Source organism: Pseudomonas sp. FP198 (genome assembly GCF_030687895.1).
GTDB lineage: Bacteria > Pseudomonadota > Gammaproteobacteria > Pseudomonadales > Pseudomonadaceae > Aquipseudomonas.
This window is the reverse complement of sequence record NZ_CP117452.1, coordinates 2,846,443-2,868,617: the sequence shown is the minus strand read 5'-3', so window position 1 is coordinate 2,868,617 and position 22,175 is coordinate 2,846,443. Positions and strand designations below refer to the sequence as shown.

The window sequence follows — 22,175 nt, the reverse complement described above, 5'->3', positions numbered from 1 at the left end:
AGCATCGCCATGGCTAGCGTAAATACGTCACACGATGACGACGATGATGCAGCGGTCGACAGCATCAACGTCACGCCGCTGGTGGATGGATGTGCTCATGGTGGTGCTGGTGATGTTCATCCTCACCGCCACGGCGCAGGTTTCGGGCATCCAGATCAACCTGCCCAAGGCCAGCGCCTCGGTGTCGTTGTCGGAGGCCAAGACCAAGGCGATTTCGGTGAATGACGGCGGCCAGGTATTCCTCGATGCCTACCCGGTGACCCTGGCCGAGCTTGAGGAGCGCCTGCGCATCGAGAAGGCCCAGAGCCCGGACTTCCCGGTGATCGTGCGCGGCGACGCCACGGTGCAGTACCAGAAAGTCATCGAAGTGCTGGACCTGTTGCGGCGCCTGGAACTGTCCCAAGTCGGTCTGGTGACCGGCAAACCGAGCCAGGGCTGATCATGACCGCCAGACTTCCCGTCAACCCGCCCCCCGTGAAGCGCTCGCCGCTGCGCCTGCTCAAGTGGGCCGCCGGCCTGGCGCTGGCTGGCCTGGCGGCGTGGCTGCTGTGGCAATGGGCCAACGACATGAGCGGCGTGCGCCGTGAAGCGCCGAAGGTGCCGACGATTATCCCGCTGCCGCCGCCACCGCCGCCGCCCCCGGAAAAACCCAAGGAGCCGGAACCCAAGGTCGAGGAAAAAGTGCCCGAGCCCGAACCGACCCCGGAGCCCGAAGAGGTCAAGCCCGAGGAAGAAGCGCCGCCGTCGCCGGTGGATGACCTGGCCAACCCGATGCAGATGGACGGTGACGCCCAGGCCGGCAATGACGCTTTCAACATTGGTGCGGGCAAGGGCGGCGGCATGGCCGGGGCAGGGGGCGGACGCCTCGGCAACGGCACCTACAGCCAGTTCCTGGCGTTCACCTTTCAGCGCTTGCTGCGGGAGAACCCTGACTTGCGCAGCCTGGCGTTTTCGCTGCAGGCCGATGTCTGGCTCAGCGCGGTGGGGGAGATCACCCGTGTCGAGCTGGTCAAGTCCAGCGGCAACCCGCAGGTGGATGAGCAAGTGATCGCCGCCCTGCGTGCCGCGCCGCATCTGAGTGAACGGCCTCCGGCCTCCCTGACTTTGCCCGTGCGCCTGTCCTTGCAGGGACGGCGTCCGGGTTAACCCGAATTCTTGAAAGTTTGCCAACAGGAGTTGTGTGCAGATGATTGCCAATGTGAATCGATTGTCGTGGGCGGTCGGCCTGGTTGTCTTGAGCCTGGCCGGGCACGCGTCGGCAGCCCCGGCGCCTTCGGAAAACGCCACGATCAATCTGATCCGCCTGCTGGTGCAGCAGGGCGTACTGAAGCAGGACCAGGCCGATGGCCTGATCGCCCAGGCCGAGCGCGAAGCCGTGCAGGCCCGTCAGGCTGCCACTGCCGTTGCCGCCGCACCCGCCGGTGCGCCCGGAGACGTGCGGGTGCAGTACGTGCCGAACATCGTGCGTGAGCAGATCCGCGACCAGGTCAAGGCCGAAGTCATGGCCACCGCCAAGAAGGAAAACTGGGCCCAGCCCAACACTTTCCCGGATTGGGTCTCGCGCATCAGTTTTGATGGCGATATCCGCCTGCGGGACGAGTCGCGCTACTACTCGGGCACCAACAGCAACCAGATCGTCGACTTCGCTCGCCTCAACGACCGCGGCCCCTATGACGTCAACCCCAACAGCAGCTCGAACCTGCCGCCCTTGCTCAATACCCGCGAGGACCGCGAAAACCTCTTCCGCCTGCGGGCGCGCCTGGGCATGAAGGCGGTGATCGCGCCCGAGTGGACCGCGGGCATCCGTATCGGCACCGGCTCGGATAACAATCCGGTGTCCACCACCCAGACCCTCGGTGGCGGCTTCGGCAAGAAAGACATCTGGCTCGACCAGGGTTACCTGACCTGGAAGCCCTCGGATGAGTTGACCCTGACCGGCGGGCGTATCGCCAATCCGTTTTATTCCACCGACCTGCTGTACTCCGGCGACCTGAACTTCGATGGCGTGGCGGCGATTTTCAACCGCAAGCTCAGCCAGGACTTCGGCCTGTTCGGCACCGTCGGCGCGTTCCCGGTTGAGTACACCAACGACACCAGCACCAGCAACGGCACGGACAAGGAAGAGAGCGACAACAAGTGGCTGTACGGCGCGCAACTGGGTGCCAACTGGGCCATCAACGACAGCAACCGCGTCAAGGGTGCGCTGGCCTATTACCGCTTCGACGACATCGAAGGCCAGCGCTCGTCGCCATGCGAGCCGTGGGCCGGTGACCCGGGCTGCGACACCGACGGCTCGCGCGTGGCGTTCATGCAGAAGGGCAACACGGTGTTCCTGCTGCGCGACATCACGCCCAACCCGCTCAATCCGTCTGCCACGCCCCAGCCGCAATACGTCGGCCTGGCCTCGGAGTTCAACCTGCTGGACCTGAACCTGGCGTGGGACACCGATCTGCCGGAAGACTTGAAGCTGCGCAGCCAGGCGCATTACGTGCACAACCTCGGTTATGACGAAGGTGAAATGCGCAAACGTTCGGAAGGGCAGTTCGCCAACAACCTGGATGAGAACGGAGAGGTGGAGAGCGGCGCCAACGCCTGGATGCTCCAGTTCACCCTGGGTAACTCGCTGGAGCTCAAGCGCCAGGGCGACTGGAACATGTTCGCCGGCTACAAGTACATCCAGCCGGACGCCTTGCCGGACGGCTTCAACGATTCCTCGTTCCACTTGGGCGGCACCAACGCCAAGGGCTATTTCCTGGGCGGCAACTACGGCCTGGCGAGCAACGTCTTCGCCACCGGGCGCTGGCTGAGTTCCGAAGCGGTGTACGGCGCGCCGTACGACATCGATGTCTTGCAGCTTGAAATCAACACGCGCTTCTAAGCGCCGGGAGGCCTCATGAAAAGGCGAGCCATCAACCCATGTCCTGCCGCGTTGCTGCTGGGCCTGCTGCTCAGTCCGGTATTGATCGGCAGCGCCTACGGCGAAGGCCTGGAAGAGCGCCTGCGCACGCAACTGCGCAGCACCACCGCCCAGTTGCAGACGTTGCAGAGCGAACAGGCCCAGGCCAGTGTCGCCCGCCAGGCGGCGGAAAACCGCGCCAAGGAAGCGGAGGCGCAGGTCAAGCGCCTGACCGCCGAGCTGGCCAAGGCGCAAGGCCTGGCCGAACAACTGGCCGGGCGCCAGGAAAGCCTGCAAAGCCAGGCCCAGGCCCAAGTCGCGGCCAGCCACGAGCAGATCGGCAAGTTCAAGAAGGCCTACGACGAGCTGCTGGTCATGGCCCGGGGCAAGGAAACCGAACGGGCCCGCCTCGAAGCCCGGTTGCATGAACGTGACACACAAGTGCAGCAATGTTCGGTCAAGAATCAGCAGATGTACGACGTCGCCAAGGAACTGCTGCACGCCTACGAAACCATCGACGTGACCGACATCATGAAGATCCGCCAGCCGTTCGCCGGCAAGGCCCGGGTACGTTTCGAAGAGTTGGCCCAGGGTTTTGGCGATGATCTCTACAAGAACCGTTTCGATGCGCCCCAGGCCTCGATCACCCATTGATAGCGCAAGGAAGAACCAACATGACTTCATTGATTGAACACGTCACCGCCGCGTCCCTCACCGAGGTGTTGCAAGCTGCAGGTTATCGGGTTAACGAAACCGAGCAGAACGGTATCGTGCAACTGCTCAGCGCCAGCCAGGGCATCGGTTATGCCGTGCGCTTCGGCAATCCGACGCCGACGCCGGGCCAATACCTGGACTTCACCTTCAGCTGTGCCTTGCGCGTGCAGGGTGAATTGCCGGCCGGGCTGGCGGAGCTGTGGAACGCCTCGCGACGCTTTGCCCGGTTGTCGGTACAGGGCGAATTCCTGGTGATGGAAATGGATGTGGTTGTGGCGGCCGGTGTCAGCGCCGAGCACCTGCGCAGCAACCTGGAACTGTGGGACCGGTTGCTTCAGGAATTCATCGTCTACCTGCGCGAGTTCAGCCAGAACGCCGCCCGCCTGCACACCGGCGCCGAGCCCGCTGAAGCCGCGCAGGAGGAGGCCGCCGCACTGTGAAAAAGCCAACGTTTGTCATCAGTGCCGCAGCGCTAGGCCTGGTCGCCGTGGCTGTTGCCCTCGGCTTGCGTCCCGGCAACGATCCGGTGGCGGCGGTGCAATCGGTCAGCGTGGCGACAAGCGAGTCGCCGAGCCTGGCGCGGTTGGGCAGCCAGCAGGTCAGCCCGGAAGAACTCAAGGCGTTGCTAGCGGCGCTTGCCCCCGAGGTTCGCCAGCAGATGCGCGGCAACCGCGCCGCACTGGAGGGCTGGATCCGCGCAAGGCTGGCGGAAAAAGCCGTGCTGGAGCAGGCCGATGCCCAAGGCTGGCGTCAGCGCCCGGAGGTCGAACGCCAGATGCGCGCTGCGACCGAGCAGATTGTCTTTCGCGATTATCTGCAGTCGGTCAGCCAGGTGCCGGCCGGGTATCCCAGCGAGGATGAGCTGAAACAGGCCTACGAAGCGGGAAAAGCCAACTGGACCGCGCCGGCGCTGTACCGGGTCAGCCAGATTTTCCTTGCGGCGACCGAGCCACAGACCGTCGAGGCGGTGCGCCGTCAAGCCGTGGAGCTGAGCAAAAAGGCTCAGGCCGCGCCGGCTGAATTCGCCGCGCTGGCCAGCCGTTATTCCCAGGACCGCGCCAGTGCCGAGCGCGGCGGCGACAGCGGCTTCCAGCCGTTGCAACAGCTGGTGCCGACGGTGCGCGAGGCGGTGGCGCGGTTGAAGGTAGGCGCGGTATCGGACCCGGTGCAGAGCGCGGCGGGCTTTCACGTGATCAAGCTCACCGAGCAGCAACCGGCGCGGGAAGCGACTCTGGATGAGGTCCGCGAGCGCCTGACCCAGGCCTTGCGCGCCCAGCGCCAGGAACAGATCGCCAAGGCCTACCTGGACGGCATGCTCGACACCGCGACGTTGAGCATTGATGGCGCGCAGTTGAGCAAGGTGCTGGAGGAGGTTCGGTAGCTGGTTTATCGGGACTGCTGCGCAGTCCAGCGGGAGCAAGCTCCCTCGCCACGCTTAATCGTTTTTCTAATGACAGGGAGTCACTCATGCCTTTCATAGAGCCCGCAGGACGCCAGGCTGTCACCGCATACCGCGCGCCCTTGCGCGCGCCTGAGCCCTGGTTGGCCTTGGCCGCTGGCATCGAGCCCCAGGTAGCGCAGTGTTTTCTGGTCAGCGCCCGTTGCGGCTGTTTCATGCAGGCGTCCCGCAGCCTGAACGTCAAGGCCACCTGGCTGCGCAAACAGTTGGCCCAGCTGGAAGCTCGCTTGCAGCGATCGCTGTTCAGCTTCCAGGGCAGCACCCTGGCGCTTACCCGCGAAGGACGGCAATTGCAGGCGCGCTTGCTCGCCCTGGGCGAGGACGATCCGCCAGCGCTGGCCGATCAACCGCTGATTCGCCTTGCAGTGGCCGAGTCGATCCTGCATGACATTCTGGGTCGTGACCTGATCTCGTTGCTGCGCCGCAACGCCAGCGTGCGCTTGCAAATCATCACCCTGGACAGCGAACTGGCGCTGCAGGCGGTCAGTGCCGACTTGGTGCTGTGGCTGAGTGACGGGCAGGAATCGACGCCGGGGCCGAGCGTTGCGACACAGCCGCCGGAGCGGCTGGCGCGGCTGGACTATCTGCCGCACATCGCCAAGCGTTATTCCCGTCCGGCCAGTCGTCCGCGCCGGTTGGAAGAGCTGAACGACTACATGTTGGTGCAATGGCAGGCCGACAGCCAGGTGGGCAGTTTCACGCCGTGGAATACCCTCGTCGAGCAACGGCGCGCCGGCGTGGTGCAAGTGCAATCCTATGAGTTGATGCTGGAAATGATCCGCTGCTGCGCCTGCATTGGCCTGTTGCCGCAATACATGAGCCATTTCGATCGCGGCCTGCTCGCCTTGCCGGGGTTGTTTGAGCAGCCGATGCAGCGCCACCTGTGGATGGCGGTGAGCACCGAGGCCCGGCCAGTGCCGCAGGTGCAGATGCTCATCGAACTGATCCGCCACACGCTGGATGAGCGCAGGGAATGGTTCCGGGCTTGAAGCACATGGATTCGCGCCAAAGCAGCTTCAAGCCGTGATCGGCAATTCGATGAGATTGGGACGGCCCGAGCGAATACCGTCCTCGACCGCCCCGGCAATGTCGCTGGCTCGCTCGACCCTGCGCGAGGCAATCCCCAGGGCAGAAGCGAGGGCCAGGAAGTCGATGGCCGGGTCGCGGATGTCCATGCCGATGAACTGGTTGGTGCCGGCACTGCGGTAGTGCGCCTGGTTACGCGCGTAGTTTTTCAGGATGTTGTATTCGCCATTGTTCATGACCACGAAAGTCACCGGCAAACGCTCGTGGGCAGCTGTCCACAGCGCTTGGGGTGAATACATCGCCGAGCCATCGCCGACCAGACAGACCACCGGGCTGCGGTCCAGGCCAAGGGAGGTACCGACAGCCGCCGGCATGCCCCAGCCGAGGATGGCGCTACGGGTAAACAGGTACTGGCTGGCCGAATGTGAATCCAGGCAAGCACGCACGTGAGGGATGGTGACCGGCGCTTCGTCGACGATCCAGACGTCAGGGCCGATGGCCCGGACAGCTTCATGGGCCGCCACGAAAGGCGTGGTCACCGGCGTATCGAATTCACGGCGCGCGCGCTCGGCCACTTCGACTCGACGGTTATTGCGCTCGTGCGCAGCGACATTTCGCAGCATCGCGATTGCCTGGCTGTGCGGGGCCAGTTGTTTATCCAGTAATGGCAGCAGCAGCTGCAACGACAGCTTTATGTCGCCTATCAATCCCAGCGCCGTTTCATGGACCCTGCCCAGTTGGTGGCCATCGCCGGTCAACTGAATGAGGTGGCAGTGAGGAGGAATCGCCGGGCCGTCCGAGTATTGGTAGCTGATCAGCGAGTGGCCGCCGAGAAGCAGCACAGCGTCGAATTCAGCGAATGTTTGCCTGATGTCGGCAGCCTTGGGCGCCAGGGCGCCTAGCCATTGCGGATGAGCGGTGGGGAACGGGATATGCCCGGGCCAGGAGGGCCCGAACACCGGCGCGCCGAGTGCTTCGGCGAGCCTCACCGCTTCCCCTTGCGCATTCGACTGGAACACCTCTTCACCGACGATCATCGCCAGCCGGCCCGGGGTAACCGTCGATAAAGCGTCAGCCAATGGCTCGATTGCTGCGGTCACCGCCCCCCGTTCGATTCGCGACGGCTGGCCAGCACCGGTATTCGTGTGCTGCTCCATCACGTTGATCGGCAGCGAAAGGAAAACCGGGCCGGTCGGCCCTGTGCGACAGTCCTGAAGAGCACGGCGCAGCAGCATCGGGATATGTTCCGGATGCTGGATTTCTTCCGCCCACTTGACGCTCGGCCGGGCGAGGCTGACCAGATCACCGTGAAGCAGCGGATCGGTCACCCCATGGCGGGTGTCTTGCTGGCCCGCGGTGATCACCAACGGCGTGTTCGCCATCTTCGCGTTCAGGATGGCGCCCATCGCATTGCCAAGCCCACCGGCCGTGTGCAGATTGACGAAAGCAGGACGCCCGGACGCTTGCGCATAACCGTCGGCCATCGCCACGACGGAGGCTTCCTGGAGGCCGAGCACGTAGTGAATGTCATGGACGCCCGAGAGCGCATCGAGCAACGGCAACTCGGTTGTCCCCGGATTGCCGAAGACATGGCGAACGCCTTCACTGCGTAGCACCTCCACGAACAGGTCCGCGCCGCGTTGCCCACGGATGCTGGACGGGACACAGGGGGTTGAGGGCATGGCGCGAAACCTCAATTGGCTGGAAGAAATAATTTACCCTGCTTTTGTGGCTATCGGTATGCCGGCTAAAACTGGCGATACGACTTGCTTGCCCTATTGCGTAATGCGATAAAGCGTTTTTCGGTTCTGTTTCGGTACATATTTTCTTCATCAGGCCGACATCGTTTGATATCCAAGAGCGCAATCGTCAATGCCTGATCGTAAAGCCAGCCTTCTTTTTGCCGCCGCCACCGCAACGGCCGTCATGGCCGTCACCGCGGCGGTGGGGCCGATCACGTTGTTCTGGACCAATGAGACGCGTCTGGAGCGCAACGTGGTCGAGTCGCAGATCGACCGAATCCGCAACGTCCAGGGGTTGCTGGTCGACGCGGAGACCGGCGAGCGTGGCTACGCCTTGACGGAAAAGGACGACTTTCTACAGCCGTACTATGTCGCCGTGTCTCACTTGCCTCCTGCCATCAAGAGCCTGCGAAGTGCCTATCAAGGGGATCCGGCCGAAGAGGTTGCGCGTGTCGAAGCATTCATCCGGCACGCCGAGCTGAAAATGGTCCACCTGGACAGGGTCGTGAAGCTGGTCAGCCATAGTGGCAATGATGCGGCCGAGGCCGAGATCGCCGCGGGTGGCGGCAAGGAACTGATGGACACCGTGCGCGCCTTGAGTGCGGAGCTCATTGCTGACGAAACCGAGGAGCTTGTGGCGCTCGAACGCCAGCTTTTGAGCAACATTCGCTGGGCGGTCGCGATTTCAATCCTCAGTTTCATCGTTACCCTGGGGTTAGGACGTTTCATCTACCTGTCCATGCGCAGCAGTGTCCGCCGTCAATCGGAGTCTGCCGTGGCGGCTAACCTGGCCAGCGATCAATTGAGCCTGAGCCTGGCGCGTTTGAAACGCCGAAATGGCGAGATTGGGCTTCTCGCGGAAATGGCCAGGTTGATGCAGACGGAGTTGTCCCAGAAGGAAACGCTTCAGTTGGCCAGTACTTACTGCCAAAAGTTGATACCTGCAAGCGAGGGGGAGTTCTTCCTCTATCGCAACTCGGCTGATGTCCTGCAACACGCGGCAGCGTGGGGACAGGCCGAGGAAAAGGGCACCGATGCGATACTCAACCCCAAGGATTGCTGGGCGATCAGGCGGGGACGCTGGCATTTGTCGGTGCACAACCACGATCTTCGCTGCCCTCATTACCCAGCAGCGTCTGGCACTGACCCAGTGACTGATTGCTGTCTTCCGTTGATGGCTTACGGTGAAATCCTCGGCCTGTTGCATATCCGTCAAATCGGCTTGCGCGACCTGTCCGAGGAGGGCCTGCAGATCGCTGAAGCCGTGGCGGAACAAACGGCGCTGGCGTTGGCGAATGGCCGCATGCGCCAAGTGTTGGAAACCCAGTCCATAAAGGACCCGCTGACCGGGCTGTACAACCGCCGTTTCATGGACGAGACGCTCAACCGCGAGCTGGTGCGCGCCGAGCGCAACGGGGCGTGCCTGAGTGTCGTGATGATCGACCTCGATAACTTCAAGCAGTTGAATGACTCTTACGGCCACTCGGCAGGCGACGCCGTGCTGCGTGCGGCTTCCGCCTTGATCGTGCAATCGCTGAGATCCTCCGACATTGCCTGCCGATTTGGCGGGGAAGAGCTGATCATCATCCTTCCGGACTGTCCGCCCGAAGGTGCTGTGGCCCGAGCCGAATCCATACGGGTCGCTCTGGAAGAGATGAGTCTGGTTGACCACGGCCAGACGCTCACTGCGACTGCTTCATTCGGTGTGTCCTCCACACAAACCTGCGGGGCCAATCAGAATGCACTGTTGAAAGCCGCTGACTCGGCGCTTTACGCGGCCAAGCGTTCTGGAAAGAACCGGGTTGAATCCTGGCCCTTGTCAAAAAGGTGAGCCGCAAAGCTTGCGCCAGCGTCGCTGCCTACAGGTCGTAGGTGGCGCGGATAGCTTCCACGGCCCGCTCACCGATCACGACGCAGGGCGCCATCGTGTTACCGCTCGTGACATGGGGCAGGATGGACGCATCGGCAATGCGCAGGCCCCGGACTCCGTAGACGCGCAATTGACTGTCCACCACGGACATCGCGTCCCGGCCCATCTTTGCCGTACCGCACTGGTGCCAGTAGGTCACCGCAGCGTTGCGAGCATAGTCTTCCAACCCTCGGGTGTGCAGTTTTCCAGGCAGGCTTTCACCCTTTACCAAGCCCTTGAACGGCGTCTGGGCACCCAGCTCCTGGACGAAACGAAGGTTTTCCAAGGCGTTGCGCCGATCGGTCGGATGCGACAGGGTGTTGGGTTGAATGATCGGAGCATCGCTCACATCCGGGCCGCTGAGCGTGATCCGCCCGCGACTCTGCGGGTGGGCAAGGCCAGCGAACATCGTCCAGCCATGGGCGGGAACGCCGAGTGAGGCGGTCTCTGCGCTGGGCACTGGAAATTCAACCTGGCAGTGGAACATGTCCGGAAGATGCAAGGCGCTTTCGCTGCTCCAGTAGAGGGTCGCCTCCGAGCCGCCGTAACCCACCGGTTGTGGCCTCGCGTATTCGAAGATAACCGCAAAGGACACGTGGTCCTGATGGTTGGCGCCGACGCCGGGCAGGTGCTGGACGAGCGCAATGCCATGGTGCTGCAATTCATCCTCCGGCCCCACGCCTGACTGCATCAGGACCTTGGGCGTGTTGACCGCGCCCAGCGAAAGAATCACTTCGTGATCGGCGTAGAAGCACTCGGCCTGGCCATTGCTGATGGTCTGCACGCCGATGGCGCGTTGCTCGCTGAAGAGCACCCGGCTGACAAGCGTATCGGTCAGGACGGTGAGGTTGGGCTGGCCACAGCGTGGAGCGACGTAGGCGCGGTAGATCGAATGACGCCGGCCATCCTTGACGATGAGATCGTTCAAGGCCGCACCTCCGCGACCCTCCATCATGGCGCCGTTGGGGTTTTCAAAGGTGGGGATACCCATTGCGGCAGCCGCACTGAGCATGGCGGTCGCAATCGGTTGGGCGTCCCGGACAGGCGCAACATGAACCGGTCCGCCGCTACCGCGACGCAGCGGATCGGCGATGCCCCGATAGTCTTCCACGCGTTGATAGATCTGCAGGACCGAGGCGTAGCCCCAAGCAGGATCGCCGCTGTCGGTGGCGAAGTCTTCCCAGTCGTTCTTATGGCCTCGGGCCCACAGCATGACATTGACGCTGGACCCGCCGCCCAACCCGCGTCCCATGTTCAGCGGCATCTTCCTGCCGTTGAGATGAGGGTTGCTTGCTCCCACAAAGTTCCAATCGCGCTCGCTGCCCAGGTTCAACGGCCAATGCTGCGGTTCCAGCACATGGGGATGCTCATCGCCGCCGCCGGCCTCGATGAGCAATACCTGGACCTCGGGATTCTCGGCCAGCCGTCCTGCCACGACGGAACCGGCAGTCCCCGCCCCGCAGACAATAAAGTCGTAATGGTGCTTCTTCAGGGCGGGATTCACGGGCATGAGCGGGCTTCCTTTGCAGGGTTCCTGTTGTCGAGTTCAGCGCAGCAGCGGCGTGAGTTACTGGCTCTTCTGTACAGCCTGGATGATGACTTTAGCGACGTCTGCCGGGCGTGATTGCTGTGGCACGTGGCTGGCTTCGATTTCGCTGACCTTGGCGCCGATCTTCTTGGCGAAAGCCCTTTGCAGATCCGGCTGGATCATCCGGTCTTCCTTGGCCACGATGTACCAGCTTGGCTTGCCGTTCCAGGCAGCGGCGCTGGTCTTGTCATCGAAGGCCGAGGCGCGGATCGGCCCTTGCGTTGCAGCCATTACCGCGGTTTGTGCGGGGGGAAGATCCTGGGCAAAACCGCGAGCCATGCCCTCGGTGGTCATATAGAGGAAGCCGTTCTTGTCGGCGGCGATGTCTTTCACGCCGGACGGAGCCGGGTACTCCTTGCCCAGGTCCTTGACGGCTTGACCGGCATCCGGAGCAAACGCGGCGACGTACACCAGGCTGCGGACTTTCTTGTCGGTGCCAGCCTCGCTGATGACGGTGCCGCCCCAGGAATGGCCGACCAACACGACGTCGCTCTCCTGGTTGTTCAGTACACGCTGCGTGGCGGCGACATCGTCCGCCAGGGAAGTCAGCGGGTTTTGTACGACGGTGACCTTGATGCCTTCCGCCTGCAACAGCGGGACGACCTTGCCCCAGTCGGAGCCGTCGGCGAAAGCGCCATGGACGATCACGACTGAAGGCTGTTGCGGCGCGGCATGGACGGCGCCGCCGAACAATGAACCGGTCATGGCGAGTGTGAGGGCAAGGGCCTTGGGTTTGAACATGATGCGATCTCCTGTTTGGGGTGAGCGCAGTTTCGGCGATACTCGGCGGCCCGGGTATCGGTCGTTTATCCGAGGCCATCAACATTCAATCGGATACACGGAGAAAACGAGATGACGACAGCTGACTGTATCGGGGTGGAAGACGCCATCCTGGCGTTGTCCATGGTCGGCGACCTGAGCATGGGCCAGCCGTTCGATCAGTCGCGTCGCACCGCCCGCTTGGTGCAGATGCTCGCGCAGGCGTGCAACGGTGCTGGCGAGCACACCGAGACCGGACGCCAGGTGGCCTTGCTGCGCTGGTCAGGCTGCACCGCCAATGCCGAGGGCTTCACCCGGCTGCTGGGCGATGACGTCGAGGGCCGCAACGCGATGCTGACGCATACCCTCAGCGAGGCGGGGCAGCGGGCGATGCGCCGGTCGACGCCGCTGGCGCAGATTCATTGCGAAGTGTCCGGTGATATCGCTCACACATTGGGTTTGAAAGCCGAAGTCGAACTGGGTCTGCGTCATGTGTTCGAGCAATACGACGGCGAGGGAAGGCCGTCCGGCCTGCGTCATCCGCAGGTGCCGGAGGTGGTTTATCAGGTGTTGCTGGCGGGGGACCTGGAGATTCTGTCCCGTACGCATGGGCTGGAAAGCGCATTGCAATGGATTGCCAGCAAGCGCGATCGCCGTTATCCGGCAGCGCTTGCCGCTGAAATGCTGCAAAACGCCGAAGACTGGCTGGATCAACTGCGCACGCCGCAGTCAGTTGATTCGCAGGTAGCCACGGCACAGGTGCCGTTGAGCCTGGTTGCTGATGTGATCGATCTCAAGCTGCCGTGGCTGGCGGGGTACTCGCGACGTGCCTCGGAGCTGGTTCGAGAGGCCGCCAGGCTTTCCGGGCTGTCGGCGCCGGCCATTGACCATCTCGGCCAGGCGGCGCTGATCCATGGCATTGGCCGCGCGGCGGTGCCCAATCGCCTCTGGAATACTCCGCGAGCCTTGCTCGACGGGGATCTTGAGCAAGTGCGGTTGGTGCCTTACTGGACATCGCGAGCCTGTGGCCAGATACCCGCCCTGGCGGTGCCGGGTCAGCTGGCGGCACATGCCTATGAGCGCCTGGATGGCAGCGGTTATTTCCGCAGCCTGGGCGGCGACACATTGCAAACCGAACACCGTTTGCTCGCCGCGGCCCTGGCCTGGCAGGCGATGCTCAGCGAGCGGCCGTGGCGGCCAGCCTTGAGTCACGACGAAGCGAGTGGCCTGTTGTTGGCCGAGGCGGATCAGGGACGCTTCGATCATCGGGCCTGCCAGGCGGTAATGGCGGCGTCACGCGGGGACACCACGATGACAGCCTGCAAGCCGGGCGGTGGGCTGCTCTCCGAGCGTGAAACGGAGATTCTGCGGCGCATCAGTACCGGGGGGAGCAACAAGGAAGTGGCGCGTCAGTTGGGTATCAGCCCGAGCACCGTTCGCACCCATGTCGAAAGCGTGTTCCGCAAGCTTCAATGCACCACCCGGGCGGCGGCGACGCTGAAGGCCCTGACGCTGGGTTTGATTTGAAGCCGGCAATGACTTAGCGTCCGCCCGTTCTTTCGAGCAACCGGCTTCTGAGCGGCAGATCGCTGGTGCGATTGTCCGAAGCTTTGCCGATCGCATCGCACAAGGCCCGGACGACGGGTACGTAGCTCACCTGGCTGGGCTGGCAGGCCTGGACCTCACCCGTGGGGTTGATCAGGTGTACCGCGATGTGCCCTGGCAGCCAGGAGACGAGTGGCCAGCGGGGCCGCTGGGCGATGGTCGGGCACAGATCAGCCGCCGTCGCGCCAAATTCAGCAGAGGCCACGAACGCCACACCCATCAGGCATGCGCCTTCCAGCTGAGCGCGCAGGCGGCCGGGGTTTTCTACAGCGCCCAGGTCCGCGACAAACACCGTGTCATGGACAATCAGGCGACCCTCGTCGCTCAGCTCGACATCGAGTACCGCGGCCATGTAGCTCTGCGCATCGTAGTGAGCGGCGATGCCCTGCGTTCGGCGACCTCCTGAAGGCTCGCCCCAATGGCTTTTCGCGGCCGCTTCGGTGATGACATCACGCATTCGCTGGGCGTCGAAGCCTGAACCTTGCTCAGCGCCACGGTTCAGTGTCGAGGCCGAATCGATCAGTGAAAGCAGGTAGTCCCGTTGATCGCGCCTGCACACAGGGTCCTGTGCGGCCATGAGTCGCTGTTCTGCGCCCAGGCGAAGCAACAGGTCTCTGCGGTCCAGAATGCCACCTGGCGTCAACGGCCAGATGAAGTGGTCAAGTGCGCTGTCGTGCCCGTCAGGGTGGTTCATTGCGTTTCTCCTTCCGGCTGATGACAAGAGCTCCAGCTAAAAGCAACGGCGGATTCAAATCCCTGCTCAAGCCAGGATCGTGTGGGAGCGAGCCTGCTCGCGAAAGCGCTGGTCCTGCTTGCATCAATATGGGATGTGCTGACGTCTTCGCGAGCAGGCTCGCTCTCACAGGGTGGCGCTGGCGCCGCGGGAACAATCCTGGCGTTACTTTAGGCGGGACGATCTGACGTCAGGGTGACGGGAGGCTGACAGGAACATGTCAGGCGATAGAAGGGGGCGCCTGGTGCAGGGCGCCCCATCCGATTATTTCAATAAACCTGAGGAACGATGATTTCCGGCGGCGTGGGACTGCGGAAGTAGTCTTCCTGCCTGACGCGTTCCGGTAGCTCGATCACCGGGAGCTCGACTTCTTCATACGGCATCTGGCCGAGCAGGTGGTGGATACAGTTGAGTCGCGCTTTTTTCTTGTCGTCGGCTTGCACCACCCACCACGGCGCCTCGGCAATATGAGTGCGCTCCAGCATGATCTCCTTGGCCTTTGTGTACGCCTCCCAGCGCCGCCGGGACTCCAGGTCCATGGGGCTGAGTTTCCATTGCTTGAGCGGGTCGTGGATACGGCTGAGGAAACGCAGGTGCTGTTCCTGGTCGGAAATGGAGAACCAGTACTTGATCAGCTGGATGCCTGAGCGGGCCAGCATGCGCTCGAACTCGGGCACGGTCCGGAAGAACTCTTCGTACTGATTGTCGTTGCAGAAACCCATGACCTGTTCGACGCCTGCGCGGTTGTACCAACTGCGGTCGAACAGGACGATTTCACCGGCGGCCGGCAAGTGTGAAACGTAGCGCTGGAAATACCATTGGGTGCGTTCGCGGTCGTTCGGGGCGGGCAGGGCGGCCACCCGGCAGACCCGAGGATTGAGGCGCTGGGTGATACGTTTGATGACTCCACCTTTGCCGGCCGCGTCGCGCCCTTCGAAGAGGATCACGACCTTGTGGCCGGTCTTGACCACCCAGCTTTGCAGCTTCACCAGTTCGCCTTGCAGGCGGAACAGTTCGCTGAAATAGATTCTCCGGGCTTCTTTCTCTGATCCTTCTGGAGCCTGTCCATCGAACAGGGCATCCAGGTCGTGTCCATCTTCGGCCAGCTCCAACTCCAGTTCTTCATCGCTGTGATCGAGCAGTTCCCGGTGGATGCGCTGTATCAAGGTGTCGTCTATCGAGGACATGGGCGTGGGCTCGCGTTGTAGGAGATGGCGAAGTGTTAGTCGCAATTTGTTACGAGGCGATTACAGCAGCCGACGTGCTGTAGGCGTTATCTGACGGACATAAGTGCACTTTGCCACTGCGCATTCATAAAACCGTAACAAGAATGTTGCAGAGTTCCCCGGCCCGTCATCACAAGGAATTTCTTTTAATGAAAAGTTTGATGAAGTCTGCTGCGCTCGCCGTTACGGTTTCTCTTTGTGCCACCTCGGCGTCCTTCGCTGCAGAGAACGTCCGTCTGACGGGGTCTGGGGCGAGTTTTCCAGCTCCGATCTACCTGACCTGGTTCAAGGATTTCAGCAAGAAATCCGACGGTGTCACCGTGGATTACCAATCCAAGGGCAGCGGTGCGGGCGTACAGGACTTCCTGAACAAGACCGTTGATTTCGCCGCCAGTGACTCGGCGATGAAAGAAGAAGACATCGCCAAGGTTGCCGAAGGCGTGCAGCTGTTGCCGATGACCGCCGGTGAAATCGTGCTGGCCTACAACCTGCCGGGCAATCCCAAGGGCCTCAAGCTGCCACGCGATGTGTACTCGAACATCTTCCTGGGCAAGATCACCAAATGGAACGATCCGCAGATCGCTGCCGCCAACCCGGACCTGAAACTCACCGATACGCCGATCACTGTCGTTGTACGTGCGGACTCCAGCGGTACCACCGCGGTATTCACCAAGCACCTGGCAACCATCAATCCAGACTTCAAGCAGGCGCTGGGCGAGGGCAACACTGTCAACTGGCCGGCCAGTGACAAGTTCATCAAGTCGCCGAAAAACGATGGTGTGACCGCTACCGTGCGTCAGACCCCGGGCGCGATTGGCTATATCGAATACGGCTTCGCCAAGCTCGCCAAGGTCGACTTCGCCCAACTGCAGAACAAGGCCGGCAAGTACGTCGTGCCGAACGCCGAGAGCGGTGCAGAGGCCCTGGCGGCGGTGAAGATGCCGGAAAACCTGGTGGCCTGGCTGCCGGATCCGGACGGCGCCAAGTCCTACCCGATCACGTCCTACACCTGGATGATCTTCCGCAAGGACAACGGCAACCCGGCCAAGGCCAAGGCGATGCGTGAAATGGTCGAATACAGCCTGACCGAAGGACAGAAGATCGCCGATTCGATGGGCTACATCCCATTGCCGGCATCGGTCGTCGAGCAGGTTCGCAAAGCATCCGCCAACATTCAGTAACACCGTGAGGTCTCTCTCGGTGTGTGCCTCTGCGCCGCGCCGGGAGAGTTTTCCCCCTGTTCCGGACTTAGCCCATGAACAAACCTTTTGTCGTACCGGTTAATCCGGACTCTGCCTGCCAGCCACCCTCGACGAAGGATTTCCTGGTTGATCGCACTTTCCGTGCGCTAGCGCGCATCGGCGTGGTGCTGATTCTGGCGCTGGTATTTGCGCTGGTGTTCGAGGTGGGCCGAAAGGCAATTCCCGGCATGGAGAAACACGGTTTCGACGTGCTCCTGGGCAGCGTCTGGGACGTCAACCAGGGCAAATACGGCATCCTGCCGGCTATCTGGGGCACGCTCTACAGCGCCTTGATCGCGTTGCTGATCGCCGGCTTTTTTGGTGTCAGCATGGCGATTTTCCTGACCCAGGATTTCCTGCCGCCCAAGCTCGCCGCCATTTTCCGCACCATCGTCGAACTGCTCGCGGCCATCCCCAGCGTGGTTTATGGCCTGTGGGGGATCTACGTGGTGATCCCGGCGATTCGGCCGTTGACAACCTGGCTGAACAGCGAACTCGGCTGGATACCCTTTTTCGGCACGTCCCTGAGCGGGCCCGGGCTGCTACCGGCGGCGCTGGTGCTTGCGATCATGATTCTGCCCACCATCGCCGCCGTTTCGCAGGATGCGCTCACCGGCGTACCCATGAAGACCAAGCAGGCCGCCTACGGCATGGGGACGACTCACTGGGAAGCGATTCTCAAGGTGATGGTGCCTTCTGCCGCCACCGGCATCTTCGGCTCCCTGGTGCTGGGCCTCGGGCGCGCCCTGGGCGAGACGATGGCGCTGGCCATGCTGGTCGGCAACGCCAACAACATTTCCCTCTCGCTGTTTGCTCCGGCCAACACGCTTGCTGCCCTGCTGGCGTTGAACTTCCCCGAGGCCGGGCCGAACGAGATCGAGGTGTTGATGTATGCCGCCCTGGTGCTGATGTTGATTACGCTGATCGTGAACATTTTTGGTTCGATGATCATGATGTATGCCCAACGGGGTAATAAGTGATGACAGACCTCACTGCCGCAACAGACTTGACCGCGCCAGCGGGCGCGATGCCCAGCTTGCAGCGCAAGTTCGAAGGCCGCGCACTGCGCAGCCTGATCCTGACCACGCTGGTCTGGGCCGGTGCGCTGCTCGCCAGCGTGCCGCTGATTTCCGTGCTCTACATGCTGATCACCCGTGGTGGCGCGCGCCTGAACCTGGAAGTCTTTACCGAACTGCCACCGACCGGCTTCGAAATGGGTGGCGGCTTCGGCAACGCCATGGCAGGTACCTTCGTGATGGTCGGTATCGCGGCCGCCATCGCGGTGCCGATCGGCATCATGGCCGCCGTCTTCCTGGCTGAGCTTGGACCGGACAGCAAATTGGGCAACGCCGCACGGTTTGCCGCCAAGATGCTCACCGGCCTGCCGTCGATCCTGGCCGGGGTATTTGCCTACGCCCTGGTGGTGATGACCACCGGTACGTATTCGGCGCCGGCGGGCGGCGTGGCACTGGCCGTGCTGATGCTGCCGATCGTCGTGCTGACGGCGGAAGAGTCGATGCGCATGGTGCCCAAGATCATGAAGGACGCTGCCTATGGCATGGGCTGCACCCGCTCGCAGGTGATCTGGAAAATCGTCTTGCCCACCGGCATGCCGGCCATCCTCACCGGCGTCATGCTGGCCGTGGCACGTGCCGCGGGCGAGACCGCGCCTCTGCTGTTTACCGCGCTGTTCAGCAACTACTGGATTTACCACCAGGGCAACCTCGAGGTCATGAACCCGACGGCCTCGCTGGCGGTGCTGATCTACAACTTCTCCGGGATGCCTTTCGACAACCAGCTCGAGCTCGCATGGGCGGCCTCACTGGTGCTGGTGATGATCGTGCTGTTCGTGAACATCATCAGCCGTATTTTCGGCAAGCCCAAGTATTAAGAACGGGAGCATCTGATCTTGAACGTATCCACTGCGCAAATAGCCGCTCCGTTTGTCACCCAGGCACCTGTAGTCATGGACTGCAAACTGGACAAGATTTTTTATGGCAACTTCATGGCGGTCCGTGACAGCCATGTGCCGATCGAGAAAAACAAGATCACCGGGTTCATCGGTCCTTCCGGCTGTGGCAAGAGCACCGTGTTGCGCAGCCTCAACCGGATGAACGACCTGGTGAAAGGGTTCCGTTTCGAAGGCCACGTGCATTTCCTCGGACAGGACGTCTACGGCAAGGGCGTTGACCCGGTGGTCGTGCGCCGTTACATCGGCATGGTATTCCAGCAGCCGAACCCGTTTTCGATGAGCATTTTCGACAACGTCGCGTTTGGCCTGCGCCTCAACCGCTACAAGGGCGACATCGGTGACCGGGTCAAGCATGCGCTGCAAGGCGCCGCGCTGTGGGACGAAGTCAAGGACAAGCTCAAGGTCAGCGGCCTGTCGCTCTCCGGCGGCCAGCAACAGCGCCTGTGCATTGCCCGCGCCATCGCCACCGAGCCGGAAGTGCTGCTGTTGGATGAACCGTGTTCGGCACTCGACCCGATCGCTACCCGGCGGGTCGAGGAGCTGATGGTCGAGTTGAAGAAGGACTACACCATCGCCCTGGTGACCCACAACATGCAGCAGGCCATCCGCGTGGCTGACACCACGGCGTTTTTCTCGGTGGATATTTCCCAGGGCACGCGCACCGGTTATCTGGTCGAGATGGGCCCGACGACGCAGATTTTCGACAACCCGCGTGAACAGATGACCGGCGATTACATCAGCGGCAAGTTCAGCTAAGCCACACATCAGGTCAAGGCCGCATCCCTGCAGAAGCCAAATGGATTTGGCGGGCATCCGGTAGACATTTACCAAGCGTTTTCCAAGGAGCACCAATGCCTGCTACGCATCGCCTTGATTTGCCAGCGATTGAACGCGCACTACGGGAAGTACAGGATCGCTTCGCCCAGCTCAGCCGGCACTTCACCGAGCCGCGTGACCCGTTGACCGATGAAGTGCTGCAGAATGTGCTTGAAGGTTATGCGTTGGTTGACGAATATGTTGCCCGCGGCGTCGACCTGTTCGATCTGCAGCAACTGAACCTGATGCTGGAGATCAACGCCACGGTGCTCTGTGGCCGAGACCCTGCGCGTCGGTTGGAATACGCCCATCACCTGGCAGCGACCGAGGCGCATTTCTTCAACAATGTTGAAGGAGGCATCAAGGATTTGTACAACTGGTATTGTGCCTATCGCAGCGAGTCGGTGTGGAAGCGCGCGGCAGGCGTCTATGTACGGATTCTCAGCAAGCCGCAGTTGTTCATCGAAGGTAACAACCGCAGTGGGTCGCTTATTGTCAGCTATCTGCTGATGCGCGCGGGCTTGCCGCCTTTTGTATTGACACTGGAAAATGCCGAAGGCTATTTCAACCCGTCCTCGGTGATACGCAACTCTGCCAAGCATGGCGTCAAGGCGTTGTACGAATTGCCCAAGATCAAGAAAAAATACGCAGCGTTTTTAGAAGAACAGGCACCCGATCCAATGAAGTTTTTTCTCAAAGGCGAATCTTTGCCGCTTTCCCAAGGTGGCCATTGATGGACGTCAAATGCAGAACATTCAGCAGCCGGGTAGGGCAGGCCATCCGCGGCGCATTGCCGACGCAGCTGTTCAAGCGCCAGCGCATACGGATTTCCTTTGATATCGATGACACGCTCGCCTGCCAACTCCACCACTGCGAAGTCGAGCAAAGCCGGCTGCCGGCCTGCATTCACCGTTGGTTGGGTGAGCCGCTGCGCCGGGGCACCCGCTCGCTGATCCGGGAACTGCGTCGCCAGGATTGCAGCATCTGGGTCTACACCTCGTCCGGCCGCACGCCGTCCTATATCCGCCGTTGGCTGCTGCTGTACGGCATCCGCGTCGATGGTGTGGTCAACAGCGTCCTGCACAACCGTGCCCTGACGGTGCATGGGCTGGAGAACTCACCCTCCAAGTACCCGCCGGCGTTCGATATCGACTTGCACGTCGATGATTCGGAAGGCGTGCAGCTTGAAGGCGATGACCACGGCTTTCGTGTTGTCGTGGTGCATCCGGAGGACGAGGGCTGGGCGCAGAAGGTGCTGGAGGCGGTAGCTGTTGTCCAGGCGCAGCTTGAGTGGCAGCAGATGTTCAGGCCCAAAGGAGCCGCGCAGCAACGCGCGGAAGCTTCTTTGTCTTGATGCGATGCGGCCTTACCGCAAAAAAAGGCGCCATGTTGGCGCCTCAGTGGTTCAGGCGATCTTGATTACAACCTTTCCAAATGCTCCTTTTGCAAGGTGCTCGTAAGCTTCCCGGGCTTTCTCGAACGGATACACCTGATCGATCACAGGGCGAATCCTGTGTTGGTTGAGAAATGCATTCATCCGCTCGAACGATGAGCGCGGCGCCACCGCAATACCGCGAATGGTTGTCTGGCGGAAGATGAGAGGCATCAGTTCAAGTTCTGCAGTCTGGCCGGTCAAGAAGCCGATCTGCGCAATCCGCCCGGATGCCTTGGTCGCTGCGATCGATTGATTGATGCCGCTGCCTCCAGCCACATCCAGCAGCAGATCCACGCCTTTACCATCGGTCAGCCTCAGCACTTCGTCTGCCCAGTCTGGCGTAGTCCTGTAGTTGACGCCTGCTACGGCTCCCAATCTCTTCACAGCTTGCAGATTTTCGTCGGTACTCGACGTTGCGATCACCTTGGCGCCAAGCGCAGTTGCGATCTGCACGGCAAATATGGACACACCGCCAGTGCCTTGGACCAATACGGTTTGTCCAGGCTCAATCTGCCCGAAGTCCACCAGTGAATACCATGCCGTGAGCGCGGCAATCGGCAGCGTAGCGGCCTCTTCATCGCTCATGTTGTCAGGCGCACCCACGGCGCTTTCCTGATGGATGATCATGTATTCGGCCAAGCCACCGGGCAATGGTGATCCAAAACAGTAATCCGGCTCATTGGGTCCGGGCTCGCCATCCAGCCAACGGGAGTACAGGTGCGAGTTGACCCGATCACCAATTTTGAAGCGCGTCACACCGTCGCCAACAGCGATCACTGTTCCGGCCGCATCACTTACGGGAATGAGGGGCTTGGGCACCTTATGCGGCTCATAAATGCCGTCGACGATGGCCTTGTCGCGAAAGTTGAGCGAGATAGCGCCAACCTTGACCAGCAGTTCGCCGGGCCCAGGGTGGGGGGTAGCCGTCTCTTCCAGTTGCAGATTGTCGAGTCCGAAGTCTTTCAATAGCCAGGCTTTCATTGTGAATCTCCAAAACGAGTCAGTGATGGCAAACCGCAAAGGGTTCGCCTTGTGCACATGGTTCGCTTTTAGA

The 22,175-nt window shown here is 61.8% G+C and carries 20 protein-coding genes and 1 pseudogene; 15 read left to right on the top strand and 6 right to left on the bottom strand.

Translation table 11 applies throughout. From position 1 onward, the window contains the following. Positions 1-9 precede the first annotated feature (9 nt). The 7 genes and pseudogenes from PSH78_RS13180 to PSH78_RS13150 all read left to right on the top strand — a co-directional run bounded on the left by PSH78_RS13180 (position 10) and on the right by PSH78_RS13150 (position 6,058). Positions 10-439: pseudogene (locus PSH78_RS13180) on the top strand (ExbD/TolR family protein). A 2-nt stretch (positions 440-441) separates the two neighbouring features. Further along, on the top strand, positions 442-1,146 hold the full coding sequence (locus tag PSH78_RS13175) for an energy transducer TonB (RefSeq protein ID WP_305501091.1): 705 nt from the start codon (positions 442-444) through the stop codon (positions 1,144-1,146). Positions 1,147-1,186: 40 nt separating this feature from the next. After that, on the top strand, positions 1,187-2,878 hold the full coding sequence (locus tag PSH78_RS13170) for a putative porin (protein WP_305501089.1): 1,692 nt from the start codon (positions 1,187-1,189) through the stop codon (positions 2,876-2,878). Positions 2,879-2,893: 15 nt separating this feature from the next. Next, entirely contained in the window at positions 2,894-3,550 is a 657-nt protein-coding gene (locus tag PSH78_RS13165; RefSeq protein ID WP_305501087.1) for a DNA repair protein, read from the top strand. A 20-nt stretch (positions 3,551-3,570) separates the two neighbouring features. Further along, positions 3,571-4,050, top strand: a complete 480-nt coding sequence (locus tag PSH78_RS13160; RefSeq protein WP_305501085.1) for a YbjN domain-containing protein — start codon at positions 3,571-3,573, stop codon at positions 4,048-4,050. Continuing rightward, complete coding sequence (locus PSH78_RS13155; RefSeq protein ID WP_305501083.1) at positions 4,047-4,991, top strand: peptidylprolyl isomerase; 945 nt, start codon at positions 4,047-4,049, stop codon at positions 4,989-4,991. Before PSH78_RS13160 ends, PSH78_RS13155 begins: the two co-directional genes overlap by 4 nt. Before the next feature lie 86 nt (positions 4,992-5,077). After that, the gene (locus tag PSH78_RS13150) at positions 5,078-6,058 is read left to right on the top strand and encodes a LysR family transcriptional regulator (RefSeq protein WP_305501081.1); all 981 of its coding nucleotides are present in this window, start codon (positions 5,078-5,080) and stop codon (positions 6,056-6,058) included. Between the two features lie 27 nt (positions 6,059-6,085). On the opposite strand, the gene PSH78_RS13145 is transcribed toward PSH78_RS13150, so the two are convergent. Next, positions 6,086-7,777: a thiamine pyrophosphate-binding protein gene (locus tag PSH78_RS13145; RefSeq protein WP_305501079.1), complete on the bottom strand. Its 1,692-nt coding sequence runs from the start codon at positions 7,775-7,777 to the stop codon at positions 6,086-6,088. A 190-nt stretch (positions 7,778-7,967) separates the two neighbouring features. Here PSH78_RS13145 and PSH78_RS13140 point away from each other — a divergent pair, with 190 nt between their 5' ends. After that, positions 7,968-9,668, top strand: a complete 1,701-nt coding sequence (locus PSH78_RS13140; protein WP_305501076.1) for a diguanylate cyclase — start codon at positions 7,968-7,970, stop codon at positions 9,666-9,668. A gap of 28 nt (positions 9,669-9,696) precedes the next feature. Here PSH78_RS13140 and PSH78_RS13135 read toward each other — a convergent pair whose 3' ends face one another. Further along, on the bottom strand, positions 9,697-11,256 hold the full coding sequence (locus tag PSH78_RS13135) for a GMC family oxidoreductase (protein WP_305501074.1): 1,560 nt from the start codon (positions 11,254-11,256) through the stop codon (positions 9,697-9,699). Between the two features lie 57 nt (positions 11,257-11,313). Then, on the bottom strand, positions 11,314-12,075 hold the full coding sequence (locus PSH78_RS13130; RefSeq protein WP_305501072.1) for an alpha/beta hydrolase: 762 nt from the start codon (positions 12,073-12,075) through the stop codon (positions 11,314-11,316). Positions 12,076-12,186: 111 nt separating this feature from the next. Here PSH78_RS13130 and PSH78_RS13125 point away from each other — a divergent pair, with 111 nt between their 5' ends. Continuing rightward, positions 12,187-13,620 (top strand): HD domain-containing phosphohydrolase, encoded by a 1,434-nt coding sequence (locus PSH78_RS13125; RefSeq protein WP_305501071.1) that lies wholly within the window; start codon positions 12,187-12,189, stop codon positions 13,618-13,620. Positions 13,621-13,633: 13 nt separating this feature from the next. On the opposite strand, the gene PSH78_RS13120 is transcribed toward PSH78_RS13125, so the two are convergent. Further along, entirely contained in the window at positions 13,634-14,392 is a 759-nt protein-coding gene (locus PSH78_RS13120) for a molybdopterin-dependent oxidoreductase (protein WP_305501070.1), read from the bottom strand. A 308-nt stretch (positions 14,393-14,700) separates the two neighbouring features. After that, the gene (gene ppk2 / locus PSH78_RS13115; protein ID WP_305501069.1) at positions 14,701-15,618 is read right to left on the bottom strand and encodes a polyphosphate kinase 2; all 918 of its coding nucleotides are present in this window, start codon (positions 15,616-15,618) and stop codon (positions 14,701-14,703) included. A gap of 188 nt (positions 15,619-15,806) precedes the next feature. Between ppk2 and pstS the strand changes: the two genes are divergently transcribed. The 6 genes from pstS (at position 15,807) to PSH78_RS13085 (ending at position 21,040) form a co-directional block, all read left to right on the top strand. After that, the gene (gene pstS / locus PSH78_RS13110) at positions 15,807-16,838 is read left to right on the top strand and encodes a phosphate ABC transporter substrate-binding protein PstS (protein ID WP_305501067.1); all 1,032 of its coding nucleotides are present in this window, start codon (positions 15,807-15,809) and stop codon (positions 16,836-16,838) included. Positions 16,839-16,912: 74 nt separating this feature from the next. After that, positions 16,913-17,878 carry a phosphate ABC transporter permease subunit PstC gene (gene pstC / locus PSH78_RS13105; RefSeq protein WP_305501066.1) on the top strand — a complete coding sequence of 322 codons (966 nt, stop codon included), beginning with the start codon at positions 16,913-16,915 and terminating at the stop codon, positions 17,876-17,878. After that, the gene (gene pstA, locus PSH78_RS13100; RefSeq protein WP_305501065.1) at positions 17,878-18,789 is read left to right on the top strand and encodes a phosphate ABC transporter permease PstA; all 912 of its coding nucleotides are present in this window, start codon (positions 17,878-17,880) and stop codon (positions 18,787-18,789) included. Before pstC ends, pstA begins: the two co-directional genes overlap by 1 nt. 75 nt (positions 18,790-18,864) lie before the next feature. Continuing rightward, positions 18,865-19,626 (top strand): phosphate ABC transporter ATP-binding protein PstB, encoded by a 762-nt coding sequence (gene pstB, locus PSH78_RS13095; protein WP_025214260.1) that lies wholly within the window; start codon positions 18,865-18,867, stop codon positions 19,624-19,626. Positions 19,627-19,721: 95 nt separating this feature from the next. Continuing rightward, entirely contained in the window at positions 19,722-20,420 is a 699-nt protein-coding gene (locus PSH78_RS13090) for a hypothetical protein (RefSeq protein ID WP_305501063.1), read from the top strand. Next, positions 20,420-21,040, top strand: coding sequence for a hypothetical protein (locus PSH78_RS13085; protein ID WP_305501061.1), 621 nt, complete (start codon positions 20,420-20,422; stop codon positions 21,038-21,040). The genes PSH78_RS13090 and PSH78_RS13085 overlap by 1 nt, the downstream gene beginning before the upstream one ends. Before the next feature lie 51 nt (positions 21,041-21,091). Here the strand turns inward: PSH78_RS13085 and PSH78_RS13080 are convergent, their stop codons facing one another. Continuing rightward, the gene (locus PSH78_RS13080) at positions 21,092-22,102 is read right to left on the bottom strand and encodes an NAD(P)-dependent alcohol dehydrogenase (protein WP_305501059.1); all 1,011 of its coding nucleotides are present in this window, start codon (positions 22,100-22,102) and stop codon (positions 21,092-21,094) included. Positions 22,103-22,175: the final 73 nt, after the last annotated feature.

What these genes read in the sequence shown, in the direction of transcription:
- PSH78_RS13145 (WP_305501079.1), bottom strand. Translation starts at nt 7,777, where the DNA reads ATGCCCTCAACCCCCTGTGTCCCGTCCAGCATCCGTGGGCAACGCGGC.
- PSH78_RS13125 (WP_305501071.1), top strand. Translation starts at nt 12,187, where the DNA reads ATGACGACAGCTGACTGTATCGGGGTGGAAGACGCCATCCTGGCGTTG.
- pstS (WP_305501067.1), top strand. Translation starts at nt 15,807, where the DNA reads ATGAAAAGTTTGATGAAGTCTGCTGCGCTCGCCGTTACGGTTTCTCTT.
- PSH78_RS13140 (WP_305501076.1), top strand. Translation starts at nt 7,968, where the DNA reads ATGCCTGATCGTAAAGCCAGCCTTCTTTTTGCCGCCGCCACCGCAACG.
- PSH78_RS13120 (WP_305501070.1), bottom strand. Translation starts at nt 14,392, where the DNA reads ATGAACCACCCTGACGGGCACGACAGCGCACTTGACCACTTCATCTGG.
- PSH78_RS13085 (WP_305501061.1), top strand. Translation starts at nt 20,420, where the DNA reads ATGGACGTCAAATGCAGAACATTCAGCAGCCGGGTAGGGCAGGCCATC.
- PSH78_RS13165 (WP_305501087.1), top strand. Translation starts at nt 2,894, where the DNA reads ATGAAAAGGCGAGCCATCAACCCATGTCCTGCCGCGTTGCTGCTGGGC.
- PSH78_RS13135 (WP_305501074.1), bottom strand. Translation starts at nt 11,256, where the DNA reads ATGCCCGTGAATCCCGCCCTGAAGAAGCACCATTACGACTTTATTGTC.
- PSH78_RS13170 (WP_305501089.1), top strand. Translation starts at nt 1,187, where the DNA reads ATGATTGCCAATGTGAATCGATTGTCGTGGGCGGTCGGCCTGGTTGTC.
- PSH78_RS13160 (WP_305501085.1), top strand. Translation starts at nt 3,571, where the DNA reads ATGACTTCATTGATTGAACACGTCACCGCCGCGTCCCTCACCGAGGTG.
- pstC (WP_305501066.1), top strand. Translation starts at nt 16,913, where the DNA reads ATGAACAAACCTTTTGTCGTACCGGTTAATCCGGACTCTGCCTGCCAG.
- ppk2 (WP_305501069.1), bottom strand. Translation starts at nt 15,618, where the DNA reads ATGTCCTCGATAGACGACACCTTGATACAGCGCATCCACCGGGAACTG.
- PSH78_RS13080 (WP_305501059.1), bottom strand. Translation starts at nt 22,102, where the DNA reads ATGAAAGCCTGGCTATTGAAAGACTTCGGACTCGACAATCTGCAACTG.
- PSH78_RS13150 (WP_305501081.1), top strand. Translation starts at nt 5,078, where the DNA reads ATGCCTTTCATAGAGCCCGCAGGACGCCAGGCTGTCACCGCATACCGC.
- PSH78_RS13175 (WP_305501091.1), top strand. Translation starts at nt 442, where the DNA reads ATGACCGCCAGACTTCCCGTCAACCCGCCCCCCGTGAAGCGCTCGCCG.
- PSH78_RS13090 (WP_305501063.1), top strand. Translation starts at nt 19,722, where the DNA reads ATGCCTGCTACGCATCGCCTTGATTTGCCAGCGATTGAACGCGCACTA.
- pstB (WP_025214260.1), top strand. Translation starts at nt 18,865, where the DNA reads ATGGACTGCAAACTGGACAAGATTTTTTATGGCAACTTCATGGCGGTC.
- PSH78_RS13130 (WP_305501072.1), bottom strand. Translation starts at nt 12,075, where the DNA reads ATGTTCAAACCCAAGGCCCTTGCCCTCACACTCGCCATGACCGGTTCA.
- pstA (WP_305501065.1), top strand. Translation starts at nt 17,878, where the DNA reads ATGACAGACCTCACTGCCGCAACAGACTTGACCGCGCCAGCGGGCGCG.